At 72.9% G+C, this 14,032-nt stretch carries 15 protein-coding genes; 7 read left to right on the top strand and 8 right to left on the bottom strand.

The features are described 5' to 3' along the window. Positions 1–121 precede the first annotated feature (121 nt). Positions 122–763, bottom strand: coding sequence for a DedA family protein (locus IE185_RS19335; RefSeq protein ID WP_138897049.1), 642 nt, complete (start codon positions 761–763; stop codon positions 122–124). Between the two features lie 262 nt (positions 764–1,025). Here IE185_RS19335 and IE185_RS19330 point away from each other — a divergent pair, with 262 nt between their 5' ends. After that, on the top strand, positions 1,026–1,655 hold the full coding sequence (locus tag IE185_RS19330) for a class I SAM-dependent methyltransferase (RefSeq protein WP_170198352.1): 630 nt from the start codon (positions 1,026–1,028) through the stop codon (positions 1,653–1,655). A 48-nt stretch (positions 1,656–1,703) separates the two neighbouring features. Here the strand turns inward: IE185_RS19330 and IE185_RS19325 are convergent, their stop codons facing one another. Beyond that, complete coding sequence (locus IE185_RS19325) at positions 1,704–2,345, bottom strand: MerR family transcriptional regulator (RefSeq protein WP_138897050.1); 642 nt, start codon at positions 2,343–2,345, stop codon at positions 1,704–1,706. A 144-nt stretch (positions 2,346–2,489) separates the two neighbouring features. Between IE185_RS19325 and IE185_RS19320 the strand changes: the two genes are divergently transcribed. From IE185_RS19320 to IE185_RS19305, 4 genes are read left to right on the top strand one after another with little or no spacing between them, the layout of a single operon-like run. Beyond that, a complete protein-coding gene (locus tag IE185_RS19320; RefSeq protein WP_138897051.1) occupies positions 2,490–3,482 on the top strand; it encodes an AfsA-related hotdog domain-containing protein in 993 nt (330 codons plus the stop codon). After that, entirely contained in the window at positions 3,479–4,180 is a 702-nt protein-coding gene (locus IE185_RS19315) for an HAD family hydrolase (RefSeq protein WP_229843594.1), read from the top strand. The genes IE185_RS19320 and IE185_RS19315 overlap by 4 nt, the downstream gene beginning before the upstream one ends. 4 nt (positions 4,181–4,184) lie before the next feature. Next, on the top strand, positions 4,185–4,889 hold the full coding sequence (fabG, locus tag IE185_RS19310; protein ID WP_138907366.1) for a 3-oxoacyl-ACP reductase FabG: 705 nt from the start codon (positions 4,185–4,187) through the stop codon (positions 4,887–4,889). A 44-nt stretch (positions 4,890–4,933) separates the two neighbouring features. Continuing rightward, positions 4,934–5,377, top strand: coding sequence for an ester cyclase (locus tag IE185_RS19305; protein ID WP_208766370.1), 444 nt, complete (start codon positions 4,934–4,936; stop codon positions 5,375–5,377). A gap of 73 nt (positions 5,378–5,450) precedes the next feature. Here the strand turns inward: IE185_RS19305 and IE185_RS19300 are convergent, their stop codons facing one another. The 5 genes from IE185_RS19300 to IE185_RS19280 form a co-directional block, all read right to left on the bottom strand. Beyond that, positions 5,451–5,870: a MaoC/PaaZ C-terminal domain-containing protein gene (locus tag IE185_RS19300; RefSeq protein WP_138898031.1), complete on the bottom strand. Its 420-nt coding sequence runs from the start codon at positions 5,868–5,870 to the stop codon at positions 5,451–5,453. Next, positions 5,867–6,271 (bottom strand): FAS1-like dehydratase domain-containing protein, encoded by a 405-nt coding sequence (locus tag IE185_RS19295; RefSeq protein ID WP_138898030.1) that lies wholly within the window; start codon positions 6,269–6,271, stop codon positions 5,867–5,869. The genes IE185_RS19300 and IE185_RS19295 overlap by 4 nt, the downstream gene beginning before the upstream one ends. Positions 6,272–6,366: 95 nt before the next feature. Next, on the bottom strand, positions 6,367–7,503 hold the full coding sequence (locus IE185_RS19290) for a beta-ketoacyl synthase N-terminal-like domain-containing protein (RefSeq protein WP_138898029.1): 1,137 nt from the start codon (positions 7,501–7,503) through the stop codon (positions 6,367–6,369). Continuing rightward, positions 7,500–8,732 carry a beta-ketoacyl-[acyl-carrier-protein] synthase family protein gene (locus IE185_RS19285; protein ID WP_138898028.1) on the bottom strand — a complete coding sequence of 411 codons (1,233 nt, stop codon included), beginning with the start codon at positions 8,730–8,732 and terminating at the stop codon, positions 7,500–7,502. The genes IE185_RS19290 and IE185_RS19285 overlap by 4 nt, the downstream gene beginning before the upstream one ends. Then, positions 8,725–9,000 (bottom strand): acyl carrier protein, encoded by a 276-nt coding sequence (locus IE185_RS19280; RefSeq protein ID WP_138898027.1) that lies wholly within the window; start codon positions 8,998–9,000, stop codon positions 8,725–8,727. The genes IE185_RS19285 and IE185_RS19280 overlap by 8 nt, the downstream gene beginning before the upstream one ends. Before the next feature lie 285 nt (positions 9,001–9,285). On the opposite strand from IE185_RS19280, the gene IE185_RS19275 reads away from it, so the two are divergent. Beyond that, positions 9,286–10,269, top strand: a complete 984-nt coding sequence (locus IE185_RS19275; protein ID WP_170198387.1) for an ACP S-malonyltransferase — start codon at positions 9,286–9,288, stop codon at positions 10,267–10,269. Continuing rightward, positions 10,266–11,936, top strand: coding sequence for a phytoene desaturase family protein (locus tag IE185_RS19270; RefSeq protein WP_189715615.1), 1,671 nt, complete (start codon positions 10,266–10,268; stop codon positions 11,934–11,936). Before IE185_RS19275 ends, IE185_RS19270 begins: the two co-directional genes overlap by 4 nt. Here IE185_RS19270 and IE185_RS19265 read toward each other — a convergent pair. Then, complete coding sequence (locus IE185_RS19265; RefSeq protein ID WP_189715613.1) at positions 11,933–13,945, bottom strand: peptidoglycan binding domain-containing protein; 2,013 nt, start codon at positions 13,943–13,945, stop codon at positions 11,933–11,935. The two genes, IE185_RS19270 and IE185_RS19265, sit on opposite strands and share 4 nt — an antisense overlap. Positions 13,946–14,032 lie beyond the last annotated feature (87 nt).

The raw sequence follows: 14,032 nt of genomic DNA, 5'->3' as shown, positions 1-14,032 counted from the left end.
GCTGCATTCTTTTGCGACACATCAGCCTCCGGATTCTTTGTCGGCGCGGCAATTCGGCAGAGCGACAACGCGAGCATTTCAAGGGCGGGGAAAGAGAGACATTCGCGTTAGGAGGAACAGGTCATGCCTCTTTCGAGGCACTCGCTTCCGTGACGACGGGCACCGCGGTACGGCGCTGGGCGCACCAGGCGACGCCGCCCACCGCGAGCGAGAGCCCGAGCCCGATGGCGACCGACACCACCGGGTCGTCGCTCAGCGCGCCGCCGAAGTAGCCGACGCCGACCGAGTACGCGGCCCACACCGCCTCGGCCAGGGCCGCGCCGATCGCGAACTCGCGGGCGGGGTAGCCGGCGGCGCCCGCCGCCAGGCCGCCGAGCAGCCGTCCGCTGGGCAGGAAGCGCACGCCGACCACGAAGGGGATGCCGCCGCGCTGGATGCGCCCCGAGGCCCAGTCGAAGAGTTCACCCTGGCGCTTGCGGGCGGACACCCGGCGGCGCACCGTCTCCCCCGCGGACCAGCCGAACCGGTGGATCAGCAGGTCCCCGAGCAGGGCGCTGCCGGCCACCGACAGCAGGACGAGGGTCAGGGACATCTCGCCCCGGGCGGCGAGCATGCCGCCGGTGATGAGCAGCGCCGCGTTGGGCAGCAGCGGCGGGAGGGTCGTGATCGCGAGGATCGCGTAGGCCCAGCACGCCGCTCCCGCCAGGCGGTTCGTCAGGCCGGAAGTGATGTCGACCCATGAGACGAGCGTTGCGAAGTCCATGGTGTGCCCCTCGTGCCGCCGCGTGCGGAGGCGCTCAAGTCGGGTGGCGCAATGCTCCTTTGGAGGCATCCGCCGGATCGTTGGTGAGCCATGACCGCTGGTCACAGCCCCACTAGCGTCGGTGTCACGGCGCGGAGGCCACGACCTCCCGGCCACTCCCCACAACCATAACCCACACTATCGATAGTTGCACTATCATCTCTGGTTGTCAGCGACACCGCGGTGTCGCACCAGGGGCGCGGCCCAGGACACAGGAGAGGCCATGACGGACGTGACGCTGTTCTTCCGGGAGTTCGCCCGGACCCGCCGGGACACGGGAGCCATCGCCCCCAGCAGCCCGCAGCTCGCCAGAGCGCTGACCCGCCACGTGGTGTCCTCCCCCGACCGGCCGCGCGCGGTGCTGGAGGTCGGGCCGGGGACGGGCGCCGTCACCCGGCACATCACCGCCGCGCTCGGCCGGCTGGACACCCTCGACCTCGTCGAGGCGAACCCCCGGTTCGCCGCCATGCTGGCCCGCGCCTACGGGCACGAGCGGCGGCTGCGCCTGCTGACCGGCCTCGTGCAGGAGCACGAACTCGGCTCGTACGACACGATCGTGTGCGGTCTGCCGTTCGCGAACTTCGACGCCGGGACCGCGCAGGACATCTTCGACCGGCTCCTCGGCGCGCTGCGCCCCGGCGGCACGCTGTCGTTCTTCGCGTACGCCGGAGTCCCGCGCTTACGCCGGGCGTTCACCACCGGCGCGGCGCGCGAACGCACGCTCGCGGTCCAGTCCGTCGTGGGCCGGACCCTGCGCGGTCACTCCTTCGCCACCGAGACGGTCCTGGGCAACCTGCCGCCGGCCCGGGTGCACCACCTGGCGCCGGTGGCCCGCACGGCGTACATCGGCTGAGCCCGCCGGTCCCGGAGCGGGCGGGCCGAGCGGCGTGCGGCCGGCCCGCTAGGCGGAGTGCGGCCGGCGCTGGATCCGGTGCGAGGCGTCCTCCTGGGCGATCCGGCGCAGCGCCGCCATCGCGGTGTCCCCCAGGACCGTACCGAGCACCGCGCTCTCCACCTTGCCGTCGACGCTGGGCACCTTCGCCAGGGCGGCCAGTTCGGCGGTGGCCAGACCGCCGGCGGCCTCGGCGTACCCGTCGAGCAGGTCGAGCAGGTCGCCGCGCTCCAGGTCCCGGTACGTCATGACGATCTGGACCAGCGCCCGCCATCCCGGGTTCTCCGGCTTGGCCGACCAGCCGTGCCGCCGCACCAGTTCGGACACCTCGCGCTCCGCCTTCTGCCGCTCCTCGTCGGTGCCGCGGACCGTCGCGATCCTGGTGACCGCCGACTGGGCGGCGCCGAGCATGCCGTGGACCGAACGGGCCGGGGAGTCGACCTCGGCGAGCACGTCGCGGGCGGCCACGATGGACAGCCCGCCGACCTCCAGCATGGCGCGGATGAGCTTCAGCCTGCGTACGTGCGCGTCCGCGTACTGCACCTGGTTCGGGCTGGTGCGCTCACCTGCCGGCAGCAGGCCCTCCCGCAGGTAGTACTTGATGGTCGGAACCGGAACTCCGGTACGCCGCGCCAGCTCTCCAATACGCATCCCCCGAGCATAACCGGCCGCAACAACCCTCCCGGCCCTCCTGCCAATTCCCTTCTTTTATCGCGCTTGAATTCGCGCTCGACCACGGCTTCATCCGTAGCTGCGAGGGTCTTCGTACCGGTACCCGATTCCAAAGGAACAGGTATGACAACACAAACGGCCCCGGAGATTCCTTCGGCAACCGTCGAGCTCAGTTACGGCCGCACCGTCGACCGCTCGCTGGTGCACCGGGCCGCGGTGTCCGAGGTCTTCGTCACGGACATCCTCCCGCTGGCCCTCAAGAAGGTGCGCGCGGCGGTGCAGCTGCCGCTGATCCACGGCTACTACAGCGACCACCTCCAGCGGCCCGCCCTGTACGACGCCCTGCTGCTGCTGGAATCGGGACGGCAGGCGGCGATCGCCGGTTCGCACACGCACATCGGACTGTCCGAGGGCACCATGATGATCGTCGACTCCTTCCGGCTGTCCCTGTCGGGGCTCGGGGAGCTGCTGGTCGGCGCCGAGCCCGGGCGACTGCGCATCGACACCGACTACATCGGGAAGCCCACCCGGCGCGGGCGCTACCGCAAGGGCAAGGTCGCCCAGCGCTTCTGGATCGGGGACACCGAGGTGGGCGAGCACGAGATGGACGTGCTCTTCATCAACCGGCACGAGAACGAGGTGCTGCGGCACAGCCAGCGCGGCACACCGGCCCCCCTCACCTCCGACTTCCCCGACCAGGACCCCGCCGCCGGCGACGGCGCCCGGGTGGAGCCCGCCCGGGTGGGCCGCGGCAACCCGCTCAACGTCGTGCTGTCCCACGCCGAGACCTCACCGTCGGGCGTGGCCGCCGAGGTCACCCCGAGGTTCGCCAACCGGGCGCTGTTCGACCACGTCTACGACCACCTGCCGGCCATGACCCTGGTGGAAGCTGCCCGGCAGCTGGCCCTCCTGACCGTGGACGACCCCCTGGCGACGTACGCCGTCGGCTTCGAGGCCCGCTTCTCGCGCTTCGCCGAACTGGACGAGCCGGTACGGGCCGCCGCGCCCCGGCCCGCGCCGGCCGGCGGCCGCGGCGAGGTGCCGGTGCGCTTCCACCAGGGCGACGCCGAGATCGCCCGGGTCACCGTGACCCTTGCCTCCGGGAGTGAGCTGTGAGCCCTGAACGCCTCGCCGTCTGGACCGACTTCGGCGGGGTACTGACCCCGCCCATCTCCCACACCATGGGGACCTTCTGCGCCGGGCAGGGCATCGAGCCCGCGGCGCTGCAGGAGGCGCTGGTGAAGGTGACGGCCCGCTACGGCACCGCCGACATCATGGAACCGATCGACACCCCGCTGGTGAGCGAGGAGGAGTGGCTCGACCAGGTCTCCGAGGTGCTCGCCGCCGACCACGGCGTGCGCGGCCTGCGGCTGACGACGCTCGCCGACGCGTGGTTCGACGGCCGCGAGACGAACCTCGCCTGGGTCTCGGCGCTGCGCCTGGCCCGCGCCCGCGGCGCCTTCGTCGGGATGCTCTCCAACATGGTGCCGACCTGGGACGCGCACTGGCGCCGGATGGTCGACCCGGACGAGCTCTTCGACGACGTACTCCTGTCCTTCGAGGCCGGCCACCGCAAGCCCTCGCCCGCCATGTTCGCGCTCGCCGCCGAGCGGGCGGGAGTGCCGGCCGGGCGGTGCGTGCTCGTCGACGACCTCGCGCACAACTGCGCGGGGGCCGAGGCGGCCGGCTGGACCGCGATCCACTTCACCGGGACCGCCGAAGCGGTCGAGCGGCTGGACGCCCTGCTGACCGCCGCCGGCGACTCGCCCGCCCTGGAAGCCGTACCTGCCACACACGCCGCAGAAGGGAACTGATTCCGTGAGCCGTTCCGTGTTCATCACCGGCGGGAACCGGGGCATCGGCCTCGCCACCGCCCGGGTGTTCGCCGCCCAGGGCGACAAGGTCACCGTCACCTACCGCTCGGGCGAACCGCCCGAGGGGCTGTTCGGTGTCCGCTGCGACGTGACGGACCCCGCTTCCGTACGCCGCGCCGCCGACGAGGCCAGAAGCCAGTTCGGACCCATCCAGGTGCTGGTCTCCAACGCCGGGATCACGCGTGACCAGCTGCTGGTCGGCATGGAGGACGACGACTTCCGCAGCGTGATCGAGACCAACCTGATGTCCGGCGTCACGGTGGCCAAGGAGGTCGTACCGGACATGCTCAAGGCCCGCTGGGGCCGCGTCGTGTTCATGACCTCGATGAGCGCGCTGGCCGGCGCGCCGGGCCAGACCAACTACGCCGCCTCCAAGGCCGGCCTGATCGGTTTCGGCCGCTCGCTCGCCCGTGAGGTCGGCAAGCGGAACGTCACGGTCAACATGGTCTCCCCCGGCCTGATCGAGACCGACATGGTCAAGGACGTCACCGACGCGCGCCGGGAGCACGTCCTCGGCCAGACCTCCCTGTTCCGGGCCGGCCGGCCCGACGAGGTCGCCCACGTGGTGCGGTTCCTCGCCAGCGAGGAGGCGTCGTACGTCACGGCAGGGATCATCCCGGTCACCGGCGGCCTCGGCGTCGGCCACTGAACCCCCCGCACCGTCCCCACCGCCCCTCCCAAGGAAGGAAACCCATGTCCAACGCCACCGTGCTGGAGATCGCCCAGCAGATGGGCAAGATCTTCAACGACCTGGACGAGAAGGTCGCCCTGGAGCTCGTCGCCCCGGACTTCGTCGACTACGAGGCCCCGCCCGGCACCCCCGGCGGCCCCCGCGGCTACCTCGGCACCGCGCGCTGGATGAACAGCGTGTTCTCCGAGGCCGCGTGGGACCACATCGACAGCTTCGCGGACGGCGACAAGGCCGTCATCCGGGTGCGGTTCACCGGCATCCACACCGGCAACTTCCTCGGCTTCGAGGCCACCGGCAACAAGGTGGACGTCGAGCACATCCACATCTACCGCGTCGGTGACGACGGTCTCGTCCACGAGCACTGGGCGTGCCGCCAGGACCTGTTCCTGCTCGCCCAGATAGGCGCCGTCGAGCTGAAGCTGCCGGCCGCCGGCACCCAGGCCTGACCGCCCCCGCTCCGCACACGGACCGCCGGCCCCCTCGGGGACCGGCGGTCCGTTCGTGCCGTACGGGCCCCTCTCAGGTCCCCGCCACGGCGCCCGGCACCAGCAGGGCCCGGGTCCGCGCCAGCACCTTCGCGCCGCCGCAGCTCACCGTCAGATCGACCCGCATCGTGCCGTCCGGCCGCAGCTCGGCGACCTTGCCGTCGACGGTGAGCGTCACTCCCTCGTCGGTGTCCGGCACCAGCACGGGGCGGCTGAACCGGGTGCTGTACTCACGGACCGACGCGCCCTCGCCCGCCCAGTCGGTGACGGCCGTGGCCACCAGGCCCATGCTCAGCATCCCGTGCGCGATGACGCCGGGCAGCCCGACGGCCGCGGCCCGGGAGTCCGACCAGTGGATCGGGTTGTGGTCGCCGGACGCGGCGGCGTACCGCACCAGATCGCCGCGCGTGACGCGGAAGGTGCGGCGGGGAAGCGTCTCGCCGGTGGCCGTCATCGCTCGCCCCGCGAGACCAGCGTCGAGGTCGTGGTGCACACGGGGGCTCCGCCGTCCGCCTCGCGGATGTGACCGCGCAGGGTCACGACGTCGTTCCCGTCGACCGTGTCCGCGGCGACCACCTCGACGGTGACGGTCAGCCGGTCGCCGGACCGCACCGGGCGCACCGACTCGAACCGCTGGTCGCGGTGGACGACGCGGGAGAAGTCGAAGCCGAAGTCCGGGTCGTCGACGACCTGCTTCTCGGCGTGCATCGACAGCACGATGGGGAAGGTGGGGGGCGCGGTGCGCCCGTCGCCGGGCTCCGATCCGACCGCGAGGGCGAACTCACGGATCTTCTCCCGGCCGACCTCGTAGGGCTCGGTGGGCGGGTAACTCCGCCCGGCGTAGGACAGGTTCATGACGCGGTGTTCCTTTCGTGGGTGGAGAGGGGCAAACAAACGTGCAGCGGCGCCCGTGGGGGGAATCACGGGCGCCGCTGCTGTCCTGGGGGTGGTCACCGCAGCGGGCTGCGCACCACCATCGCGGCCGCGTTGCCGTCCCGGCCGACCGAGGTGACCAGGGCGGTCGTCCGCCCGGCCGGCGGCTCGGCCTGCCACAGGGCGAGCAGGGCGGCGAGCTGCATCGCACCGCTCGCGCTGTACGTCTCGCCGAGCACGTCGGCGACCCGTACGGTGCGCGGCAGCCCGCCGCCCCCGAGCGCGGTCCGCACACCGCGCTCCTCGATCCGCTCCAGACCGCGGTGGTGGGCGGCGCCGAGGGAGACGACGGCCACCTCCTGCGGGCGGATTCCACTGCGGTCCAGGGCGCGGGTGACGACGTGCGCGAGGCCGTCGGCGTAGTCCCGCGCGTCGGGCGTGAAGCGCACCTCGCAGGCGAGCAGTTCGGCCAGTACGTCCGAGTCGTCCGCCGGTGCCCCCTGCTGCACCGTGAACACCGCGCAGCCCTCGCCGAGCGCGGCCTCGCCCTTCAGCACTCCGGTACGGTGCCAGGCCCACGCCGCCGGGGCACTGAGCTCCTCGGCGCCCCCCACCAGCAGCCGGTCGGCGCGGTCCAGGGTGAGAGCGAGACGCGCGTGCCGGAAGGCGAGCAGCGAGGCGCTCTGACCGCCGGCCACGGTGGCGTTGAGCCCCCGCAGACCGTTGCGGATGGCGACCTGCCCGGCGGCGCAGTTCATGACCGTATTGGGGAACTGGCCGGGGTTGACCAGGTACGGCTTGTCCAGCGTCAGCGTGTCGTACAGCAGGCCGCTGTGGCTGGAGACGGAGCCGGTGTTGGTCGCCAGGACCACGCCGGTACGGTCCCCCGCGACCTCGGCGGGGTTCATGCCCTCGATGGCCTCCTTGCACGCCACCAGGCCGAAGGAGGTGAGCCGGTCCAGGTACTTGGTGCCCTTGCGCCCCAGGTGCGCCTTCACGTCGAAGCCTTCGACGGCGCGTACCGGCCGGGGCGGGTACGCCGCCGCGCCCTCGCCGGACGGCTCCTCGGCCGGCCCGGCGCCCCGGCGCAGCAGCCCGGCGAGGGCGGCGAGGCCGTGACCGGCCGAGGAGACGACGCCTGCACTGGTGACGTACAGCGGCCGGGTGGCCGCAGGCGTCAGGGGCGCGTCCGCTGTGGCGGTCGCCGTGGTCACGAGACCCTCCCGAGAATGGTGATGACGTTGTTGCCGCCGAACGCGAACCCGTGGTTCTGCACGATGTCCAGACGGGCCTCGCGGCCGGTGCCCGGTACGCAGTCCACGCCCTCGCCGAGCACGGGGTCCGCCTCGGTGACGTTCGCGGTGGGCGGCAGGAAGTCCTGCTCCAGTGCCTTGCAGCAGGCGATGGCGCCGAACCCGCTGGCCGCGCCCATGGTGTGGCCCAGCATCGACTTGATGGAGCTGATCGGCGGGATGCGCGTGCCGAACACCTCGCGGGCCGCCGCCACCTCGGTGGTGTCGTTGGTCGGGGTGCCGGTGCCGTGGGCGCAGATGTAGTCGATCTGCTCCGGCTCGACGCCGGCGTTGCGGTGGGCCGCCCGGATGCACGCGGCGATGCTGGTCGCGTCGGGGTGCACCATGTGGGCGGCGTCGCAGTTCGCGGCGTAACCGAGGATCTCGGCGTAGACGCGGGCCCCGCGCGCCCGCGCGCCCTCCAGTGTCTCCAGGAGGAGTACGGCGCCGCCCTCACCGGTGAGGATGCCGGTGCGGTCGGCGGCGAACGGGCGGGGCAGGTCCTCGGCCATGGCGCCGAGGGCGTAGAACCCGGCGTGGGTGAGCCGGTTGACGGCGTCGGCGCCGCCCGCCAGCATCACGTCCGCCTCGCCGCTGCGCACCAGGTCGTAGGCGTACCCGAGCGCGTAGTTGCTGGCCGAGCACGCTGTCGGGATGGTCTGGGTCTCGCCGTGCAGCCGCAGTTCGGCGCTGACCGCGTTGGCGATCCGGGCGGCCGGGGTCTGTCCGGCCAGGCCGCCGTCGAGGGATTCCAGCCCGCCGGCGACCCACTGCTCGGCGAGCTCCTGGACGACGGCGGACTCACCGCTGGTGGTGCCCATGATCGCCCCGGCCCGGCCCCGCTCCAGCTGCTCCTCGTCGATCTCGGCGTCCGCCACGGCGAGCCGGGCGGCCGCGGCGGCCAGCAGGCCGCTGCGGCCCCATGCCGCGGGGTCGAGGCGCTTGAGGTGGTCGGTGGGCTCGAAGTCGGTGACCTCGCCCGCCCGCCGGCGCGGGAAGCCGCTCGCGTCGAAGCTCTGTATGGGCGCGGTGCCGTCGACACCGGCCCGGACGGCGGCCGCGAAGACGTCCGCGCCGATCCCCACCGGTGACACGGCGCCGAGTCCGGTGATGACCACCCGGCGCCGTGGCGCTGCGGAAAGCTCAGCCATTGACGCTCTCCGCGGCGTGCTGAGCGACGGCGTCGACGAGAAGGAACAGGTTCACCAGCTCGCCGAGTTCGGTCTTGGGAATGACGACTCCCAATTCCTTCTCAATTCGGGAGACGACGGTGATGAGCGACAGCGAGTCGCTGTCGTAGTCGTCGATGAAATGGCCGTTGTCGGTGAGTTCGCCCTCCTCGAGCTCCAGCTCCTCGATGACGATCTGGCTCACCTGCTCGTGGAAGTCGGCCGCTGTTGCCACAGTCTGCTGGGTCATGGTCTACCTCTCGTTTTTCCGCCGTCGCGGGCCGTTTCCGCTGTCGCGGGGCAAGACGAGAGGAACGTAAGCGGCCCGGACCGGGGACAGCAAGAGCCGTCGCACGAAGGAAACACCGCATTCCCCGAAAGTGATAGCGGGGCGTTTCAAGATCTGCCGCGGATCCGCCTCGGGGCTTTTATCTGCCCTCCATGCGCCTTTCAAATCCCGCTGGCACCATTTCCGTTGCTCGGATCTCAGGAGATTCGGCTGGAGACGGGAGAAGCCACGATGAGCGGTCCACGTTTGGCATTGATATTCCCCGGCCAGGGCGCGCAGCAGCCCGGGATGGGGCGCCCCTGGGCGGGCCGGCCCGGCTGGTTCCTGGCGGAGCGCGCGGCCGAGGTGTCCGGGCGTGACGTCGTCCACCTGCTGCTGCACGCGGACGAGGAGGAACTGCGCCGTACGGACAACGCGCAGCTGGCCACCTTCGTCCTGGAAATGGTGATCCTGCACGAGGTCCGGCACGCGCTGCCCGCCGCCAGGCGGCCGCTCGTGTGCGCCGGCCACAGCCTGGGCGAGTACGCGGCCCTGGTGGCCGCCGGGATCACCGGCTTCGACGACGGCGTGAAGCTGGTCGCCGCGCGGGGCGAGGCGATGCGCGAGGCGTGCGCGTCCGAACCCGGCACCATGGCCGTGGTCCTCGGCCTGGCCCCGGAAGACGTGGAGAAGGCCGCGGCGGGTGTCCGTGACGAGGGCGGACAGGTGTGGGTGGCCAACCTGAACTCCCCGCAGCAGAGCGTCGTCTCCGGTGAGGCCGGGGCGGTCTCCCGGTGCGTGGAGTCGGCCCAGGAACTGGGCGCGCTGCGGATCCTGTCGATCCCGGTGGGCGGCGCCTTCCACACGCCCCTGATGCGGCTCGCGGCGCGCGCGTTCGCGCGGACGGTGCAGGACGCCGAGTTCCGGCCGGGCCGCGCGCCGGTGGTGTCGAACGTGGACGCGCGCCCGCACCGGGGCGCCGGCGCCTGGCCGCAGCGGCTCGGCCGGCAGATCACCGAACCGGTGCGCTGGGCGGACTCGGTCCGCACGATGGCCGACGAGCTGTACTGCGACATGTTCGTGGAGATCGGCCCCGGCCGTACGCTCACCGGGCTCGCCCGCAAGATCACCCCGCAGGTGTCGCGCCTGTCGATCGCCGAGCCGGGTCAGCTGGTGGCCGTGCCCGCGCCGTCCCCCCTGACGTCCTCGGTGACGGCTTCGCCGCGCTCCTCCGTGCGGGGCGCCGCGTGAGCGCCGCCGAACGCTGGGACGCGATCGTCGTGGGCTCGGGCATCGGCGGCCTCGTGTGCGCCGCCTACCTCGCGGTCGCCGGCAAGCGGGTGCTCGTCGCCGAACAGGGCGGCGTCGCGGGCGGCAACAGCCACGTGTTCCGCAGGCGCCGGGCGTACGAGTTCGACGTCGGGGTGCACTATCTCGGCGACTGCGGCTCCGACGGCCTGCTCCCCGCGATCCTGAACGGCCTCGGCCTGCGCGGGCGGCTGCGCTACCGGGAGATGGACCCGGACGGCTTCGACCGCATCGTGATCCCGGGAGCCACGCTGGACATGCCGGCCGACTGGGAGACGTACCGCAAGCGGCTGCACGAGGCGTGCCCCGGGGACGCGGCGGGCATCGACACCTTCCTGGCCGTCGTGTCCGCCCTGGGCGCGGAGCGACGGGACGCGATCGTCGCCGCCGAGGACGTCCCGATGGCCGATCTGGCCCAACACGCACCGCAGTCGGTGGCCTGGGGGCGGCGTACGCTCGCGGAGCTCTTCACGCACTGCGCGCTGTCCACCCGCGCCCGGACGCTGCTGGCCGCCCAGTCCCCCAACTACGGCATGGCCCCCGACGAGGCGACCGTCGCCCTGCACGCGACGGTGACCGACCACTACGTGCGGGGCGCGTACTACCCGGAGGGCGGCGGCCAGACCCTGGCCGCCGGGCTGCTGGAGGTCATCCGGGCGCACGGCGGCGCCCTGCGCACCTACAGCACGGTCAGCCGGATCACGGTCGAGGGCGGGCGGGCCCAGGGCGTCGAACTCGCCGACGGAAGCCGCGCGGTGGCGCCGGTGGTGGTGTCCAACGCCGACTACCGGCGGACGATGCTCGGGCTCGTCGGTGAGGAGCGGCTGCCGCGCCGGCTCGCCGCGAAGACCCGCGACGCGCGGATGGCCCTGCCCTGGGCGGCCGTGTACGTCGCGCTGGACGTCGACATCGAGCAGCACGCCAATGTGTGGTGGTACCGGGGCGACGACATCGAACGGTTCTACCGGGACCTGCGCGCCGCCGGGGACGGCGCTTCCGTGCCCCGCGGCGAAGCCGACTTCCTCTTCGCCTCGTTCGCCTCCGGCAAGGACCCCGTCACGCGCCGGATCTGCCCGCCGGGCCACTCCAACTTCCAGCTGATGACCCTGTGTCCCCCCGGTTTCGAACGGTGGGGGTTCACCGCGGGGCCGGCCGACGGTGAGAAGTACCGCCGCAATCCCGCGTACCAGGCCGAGAAGGCCCGGCTCACCGAGGCGGTGCTGGACGCGGCCGAGGAGGCCCTCGGCCCGTTCCGCGGCCACATCACGCATCTGGAGACCGCGACGCCGCTCACCCACGAGCGGTACACGCACTCCACCGGCGGCACCCCGTTCGGCATGGCGCACTGGGGCAGCGCCGGGGCCCGCCCGGACACCGCGACCTTCGTCGAAGGGCTGTACGTCGCCGGCGCCAACACCCGCTACGGGAACGGGATCACCGGGTCCGCCGTCAGCGGCATCGCCTGCGCCGGCCAGATCCTCGGCCGCCGGCTGATGCACGAGGTGCACGGCGGAGCCACCCTGGGCGACGCCGCGCTGCTCCCGGAACGCCGCCCCGGCTGGGACCCGCTGGACGCCTCGCGCGGCGACGACAGGCCCCTCGCCTCCTAGCTCGGGTTGAGGCTGATCTCCGTGACCCGCTCCGCCGGGGTCTTGCCCAGCAGCGCGGTGCGCATGGCGAAGGCCACGTCGTCCGCGGTGACCGGGTGCTTCTTGCCGTCGCCCTTGGTGATCTGTACGCCGTCGAACACGCCCTCCAGGAGCTGCTCGATCGCCGGCTTGTTGTAGACCTCCACCAGTCGGCCGTCGATCGGCTTCATGGAGAGGATCTTCGGCAGCGACTTGGCCGGTCCGAACTGGATCTGCTTGCCGCCCGCCTTGATCGTGATCAGGTCGGACATCGCGGGCTGGGCGAACTCCTTCATCGCCCGGTCCAGTTCGTCCTTGCCGATCGTCGGGTTCTTCGTGGCGACGGGCAGCTCCACCGTGTTCGGCCTGCCGGTCTCCACCTGGGCGCGGTAGGCGTCCCTGACCCGGACCATGGAGCGGCCGACGTCGAGCTGCTTGCCCGCCTTGCCCGGTACGGCGACCGCCTTGCCGGGTACGAACTTGATCGTGCCCTCGCTGGCCGAGCCCGAGGTGCCCGCCAGGTCGGCCAGCGCGACGCTCAGCTTCTCCTCGTCGACCGGGATCACCGGCTCGGCGACGCGCTCGCCGCCGAAGAGGGAACCGATCACGGAGACGGGGTTGTAGTCGCTGCCCGCGGCGCCGCGCACGGTCGCCTGGCTGTCCAGGGTGAGGCCCGCGTTGGACGGCGGGAGCTGGGTCGCCTTCCCGTCCACGGTGAGCCGCAGCGGGGTGGCGGCGCGCTTGCCGAGGGCGGCTTCGAGCTTGCCGACCGCTTCCTCCTTCGTCCCGCCGCCGATGTCGACGCCGAGGACCGTGGTGCCCTTCGGTACGTCGGAGTGGTTCATCAGGAGCCCCGCGCCGTACGCCACCGCGCCCGCCGCCGCGACGCCCACGGCCACCAGGACCAGCTTGGAGCGGCCCTTCTTGGCGGGGGCGGAGGGAGTGGGGGGCGGTGTGGCACGCACGTGCTCGGGCGCGGCCACCGGGTCGCCGGGGAGGGGCGCCGTCAGGTCCGGACCGAAGCGGGCGTCGCCCTGCGGCGGTGCGAACGGCGAGTGCCGGTTTGCCGGCTGGACCACGGGGATGCCGCTGGTCAGCGTGTCACCGGAGACGTTGCCGCCCGCCGGGGGGCCCGCTGCCGGGTTCTGCGGGGTCAGGACCGCCGTGTCGTCGCTCATGCGCGGCGGGCCCGACACAGGGGGGCCCGCCGGGCCCTGCGGACGTACGCCCGCGCCAGAAGCGGAACCGGGGCCGTCGAACGGCGAGCCGCCCACCGTGGGGCCGCCGATGGACGGGCCGGGGAACGTCGCGCTGCCGGTGGCCGGACCGGTGGTCGGGCCCGACGGGCCCACGGGGCCCAGGGGGCCGACCGGGCCGGCGCCGGCGGCCGGGGCGCCCGCCGAACCGCCGGGGCTGCGGCGCGGCAGGGGCGCCGGGGCGCTCTGCCGCTGCGGCTCCTCCGGCGTGAAGTACGGGAGGTCGGAACGCTGCCCGCCGCCCTGTTCCGGCGCGGGTGCGGCGGGGGCGGGGGCGGCCGACGACTTGCGCGGCGCGAACCAGTCGCTGGCCGGCGGCTTGTCCTCGCCGGAACCGGAACCGGAACCGGCACCAGAGCCGGCGGCCGGGCCGGAAACCGGCTCGTCGCGCGGCGCGGTGTCCCGCCCGGGCTCGGGCGGGCGCGGCGTGCTGCCGGTGCGCTCGCCGTTCGCGGGCGAGGACGGCGGCTCCACGTCGCCCATGGGCGTGCGCATGACGACCGGAGGGATCGGCCGCGACCCGGGGATGTTGATCCGGATGCGCGTGGTCAGCGTGGTCTCGGTCCTGGGCTCGTCCGGTTCCGCCTGTCCGGCGGCCTCGGGGCCCTCCGGACCGTCCTGCCCGGGGTGCGACGACGGATACTGGCGGGATCCGTACGGCGGCGTACCCGAGGGGTACGCGGCTCCGCCACGCCCCTGGGGGCCGGAGGACGAACTGTCAGTTTCACGACTCAAGGCAGGTTCTCCCGGTTAGCTCCGCTCGCCCGCTCTTACCTGGTACTGCGGGCGGCTCGGCGGCGCGCACCACCATACTGGCCGCCG

This window comes from Streptomyces chryseus, from assembly GCF_014650755.1.
GTDB classification, from domain to species: domain Bacteria; phylum Actinomycetota; class Actinomycetes; order Streptomycetales; family Streptomycetaceae; genus Streptomyces; species Streptomyces chryseus.
This window is presented reverse-complemented; position numbering and strand designations above follow the sequence as displayed.

Bases quoted from the DNA above. Each gene is read 5' to 3' on its own strand.
- IE185_RS19335 (WP_138897049.1), bottom strand. From the start codon at position 763: ATGGACTTCGCAACGCTCGTCTCATGGGTCGACATCACTTCCGGCCTG.
- IE185_RS19330 (WP_170198352.1), top strand. From the start codon at position 1,026: ATGACGGACGTGACGCTGTTCTTCCGGGAGTTCGCCCGGACCCGCCGG.
- IE185_RS19325 (WP_138897050.1), bottom strand. From the start codon at position 2,345: ATGCGTATTGGAGAGCTGGCGCGGCGTACCGGAGTTCCGGTTCCGACC.
- IE185_RS19320 (WP_138897051.1), top strand. From the start codon at position 2,490: ATGACAACACAAACGGCCCCGGAGATTCCTTCGGCAACCGTCGAGCTC.
- IE185_RS19305 (WP_208766370.1), top strand. From the start codon at position 4,934: ATGTCCAACGCCACCGTGCTGGAGATCGCCCAGCAGATGGGCAAGATC.
- IE185_RS19300 (WP_138898031.1), bottom strand. From the start codon at position 5,870: ATGACGGCCACCGGCGAGACGCTTCCCCGCCGCACCTTCCGCGTCACG.
- IE185_RS19295 (WP_138898030.1), bottom strand. From the start codon at position 6,271: ATGAACCTGTCCTACGCCGGGCGGAGTTACCCGCCCACCGAGCCCTAC.
- IE185_RS19285 (WP_138898028.1), bottom strand. From the start codon at position 8,732: ATGGCTGAGCTTTCCGCAGCGCCACGGCGCCGGGTGGTCATCACCGGA.
- IE185_RS19280 (WP_138898027.1), bottom strand. From the start codon at position 9,000: ATGACCCAGCAGACTGTGGCAACAGCGGCCGACTTCCACGAGCAGGTG.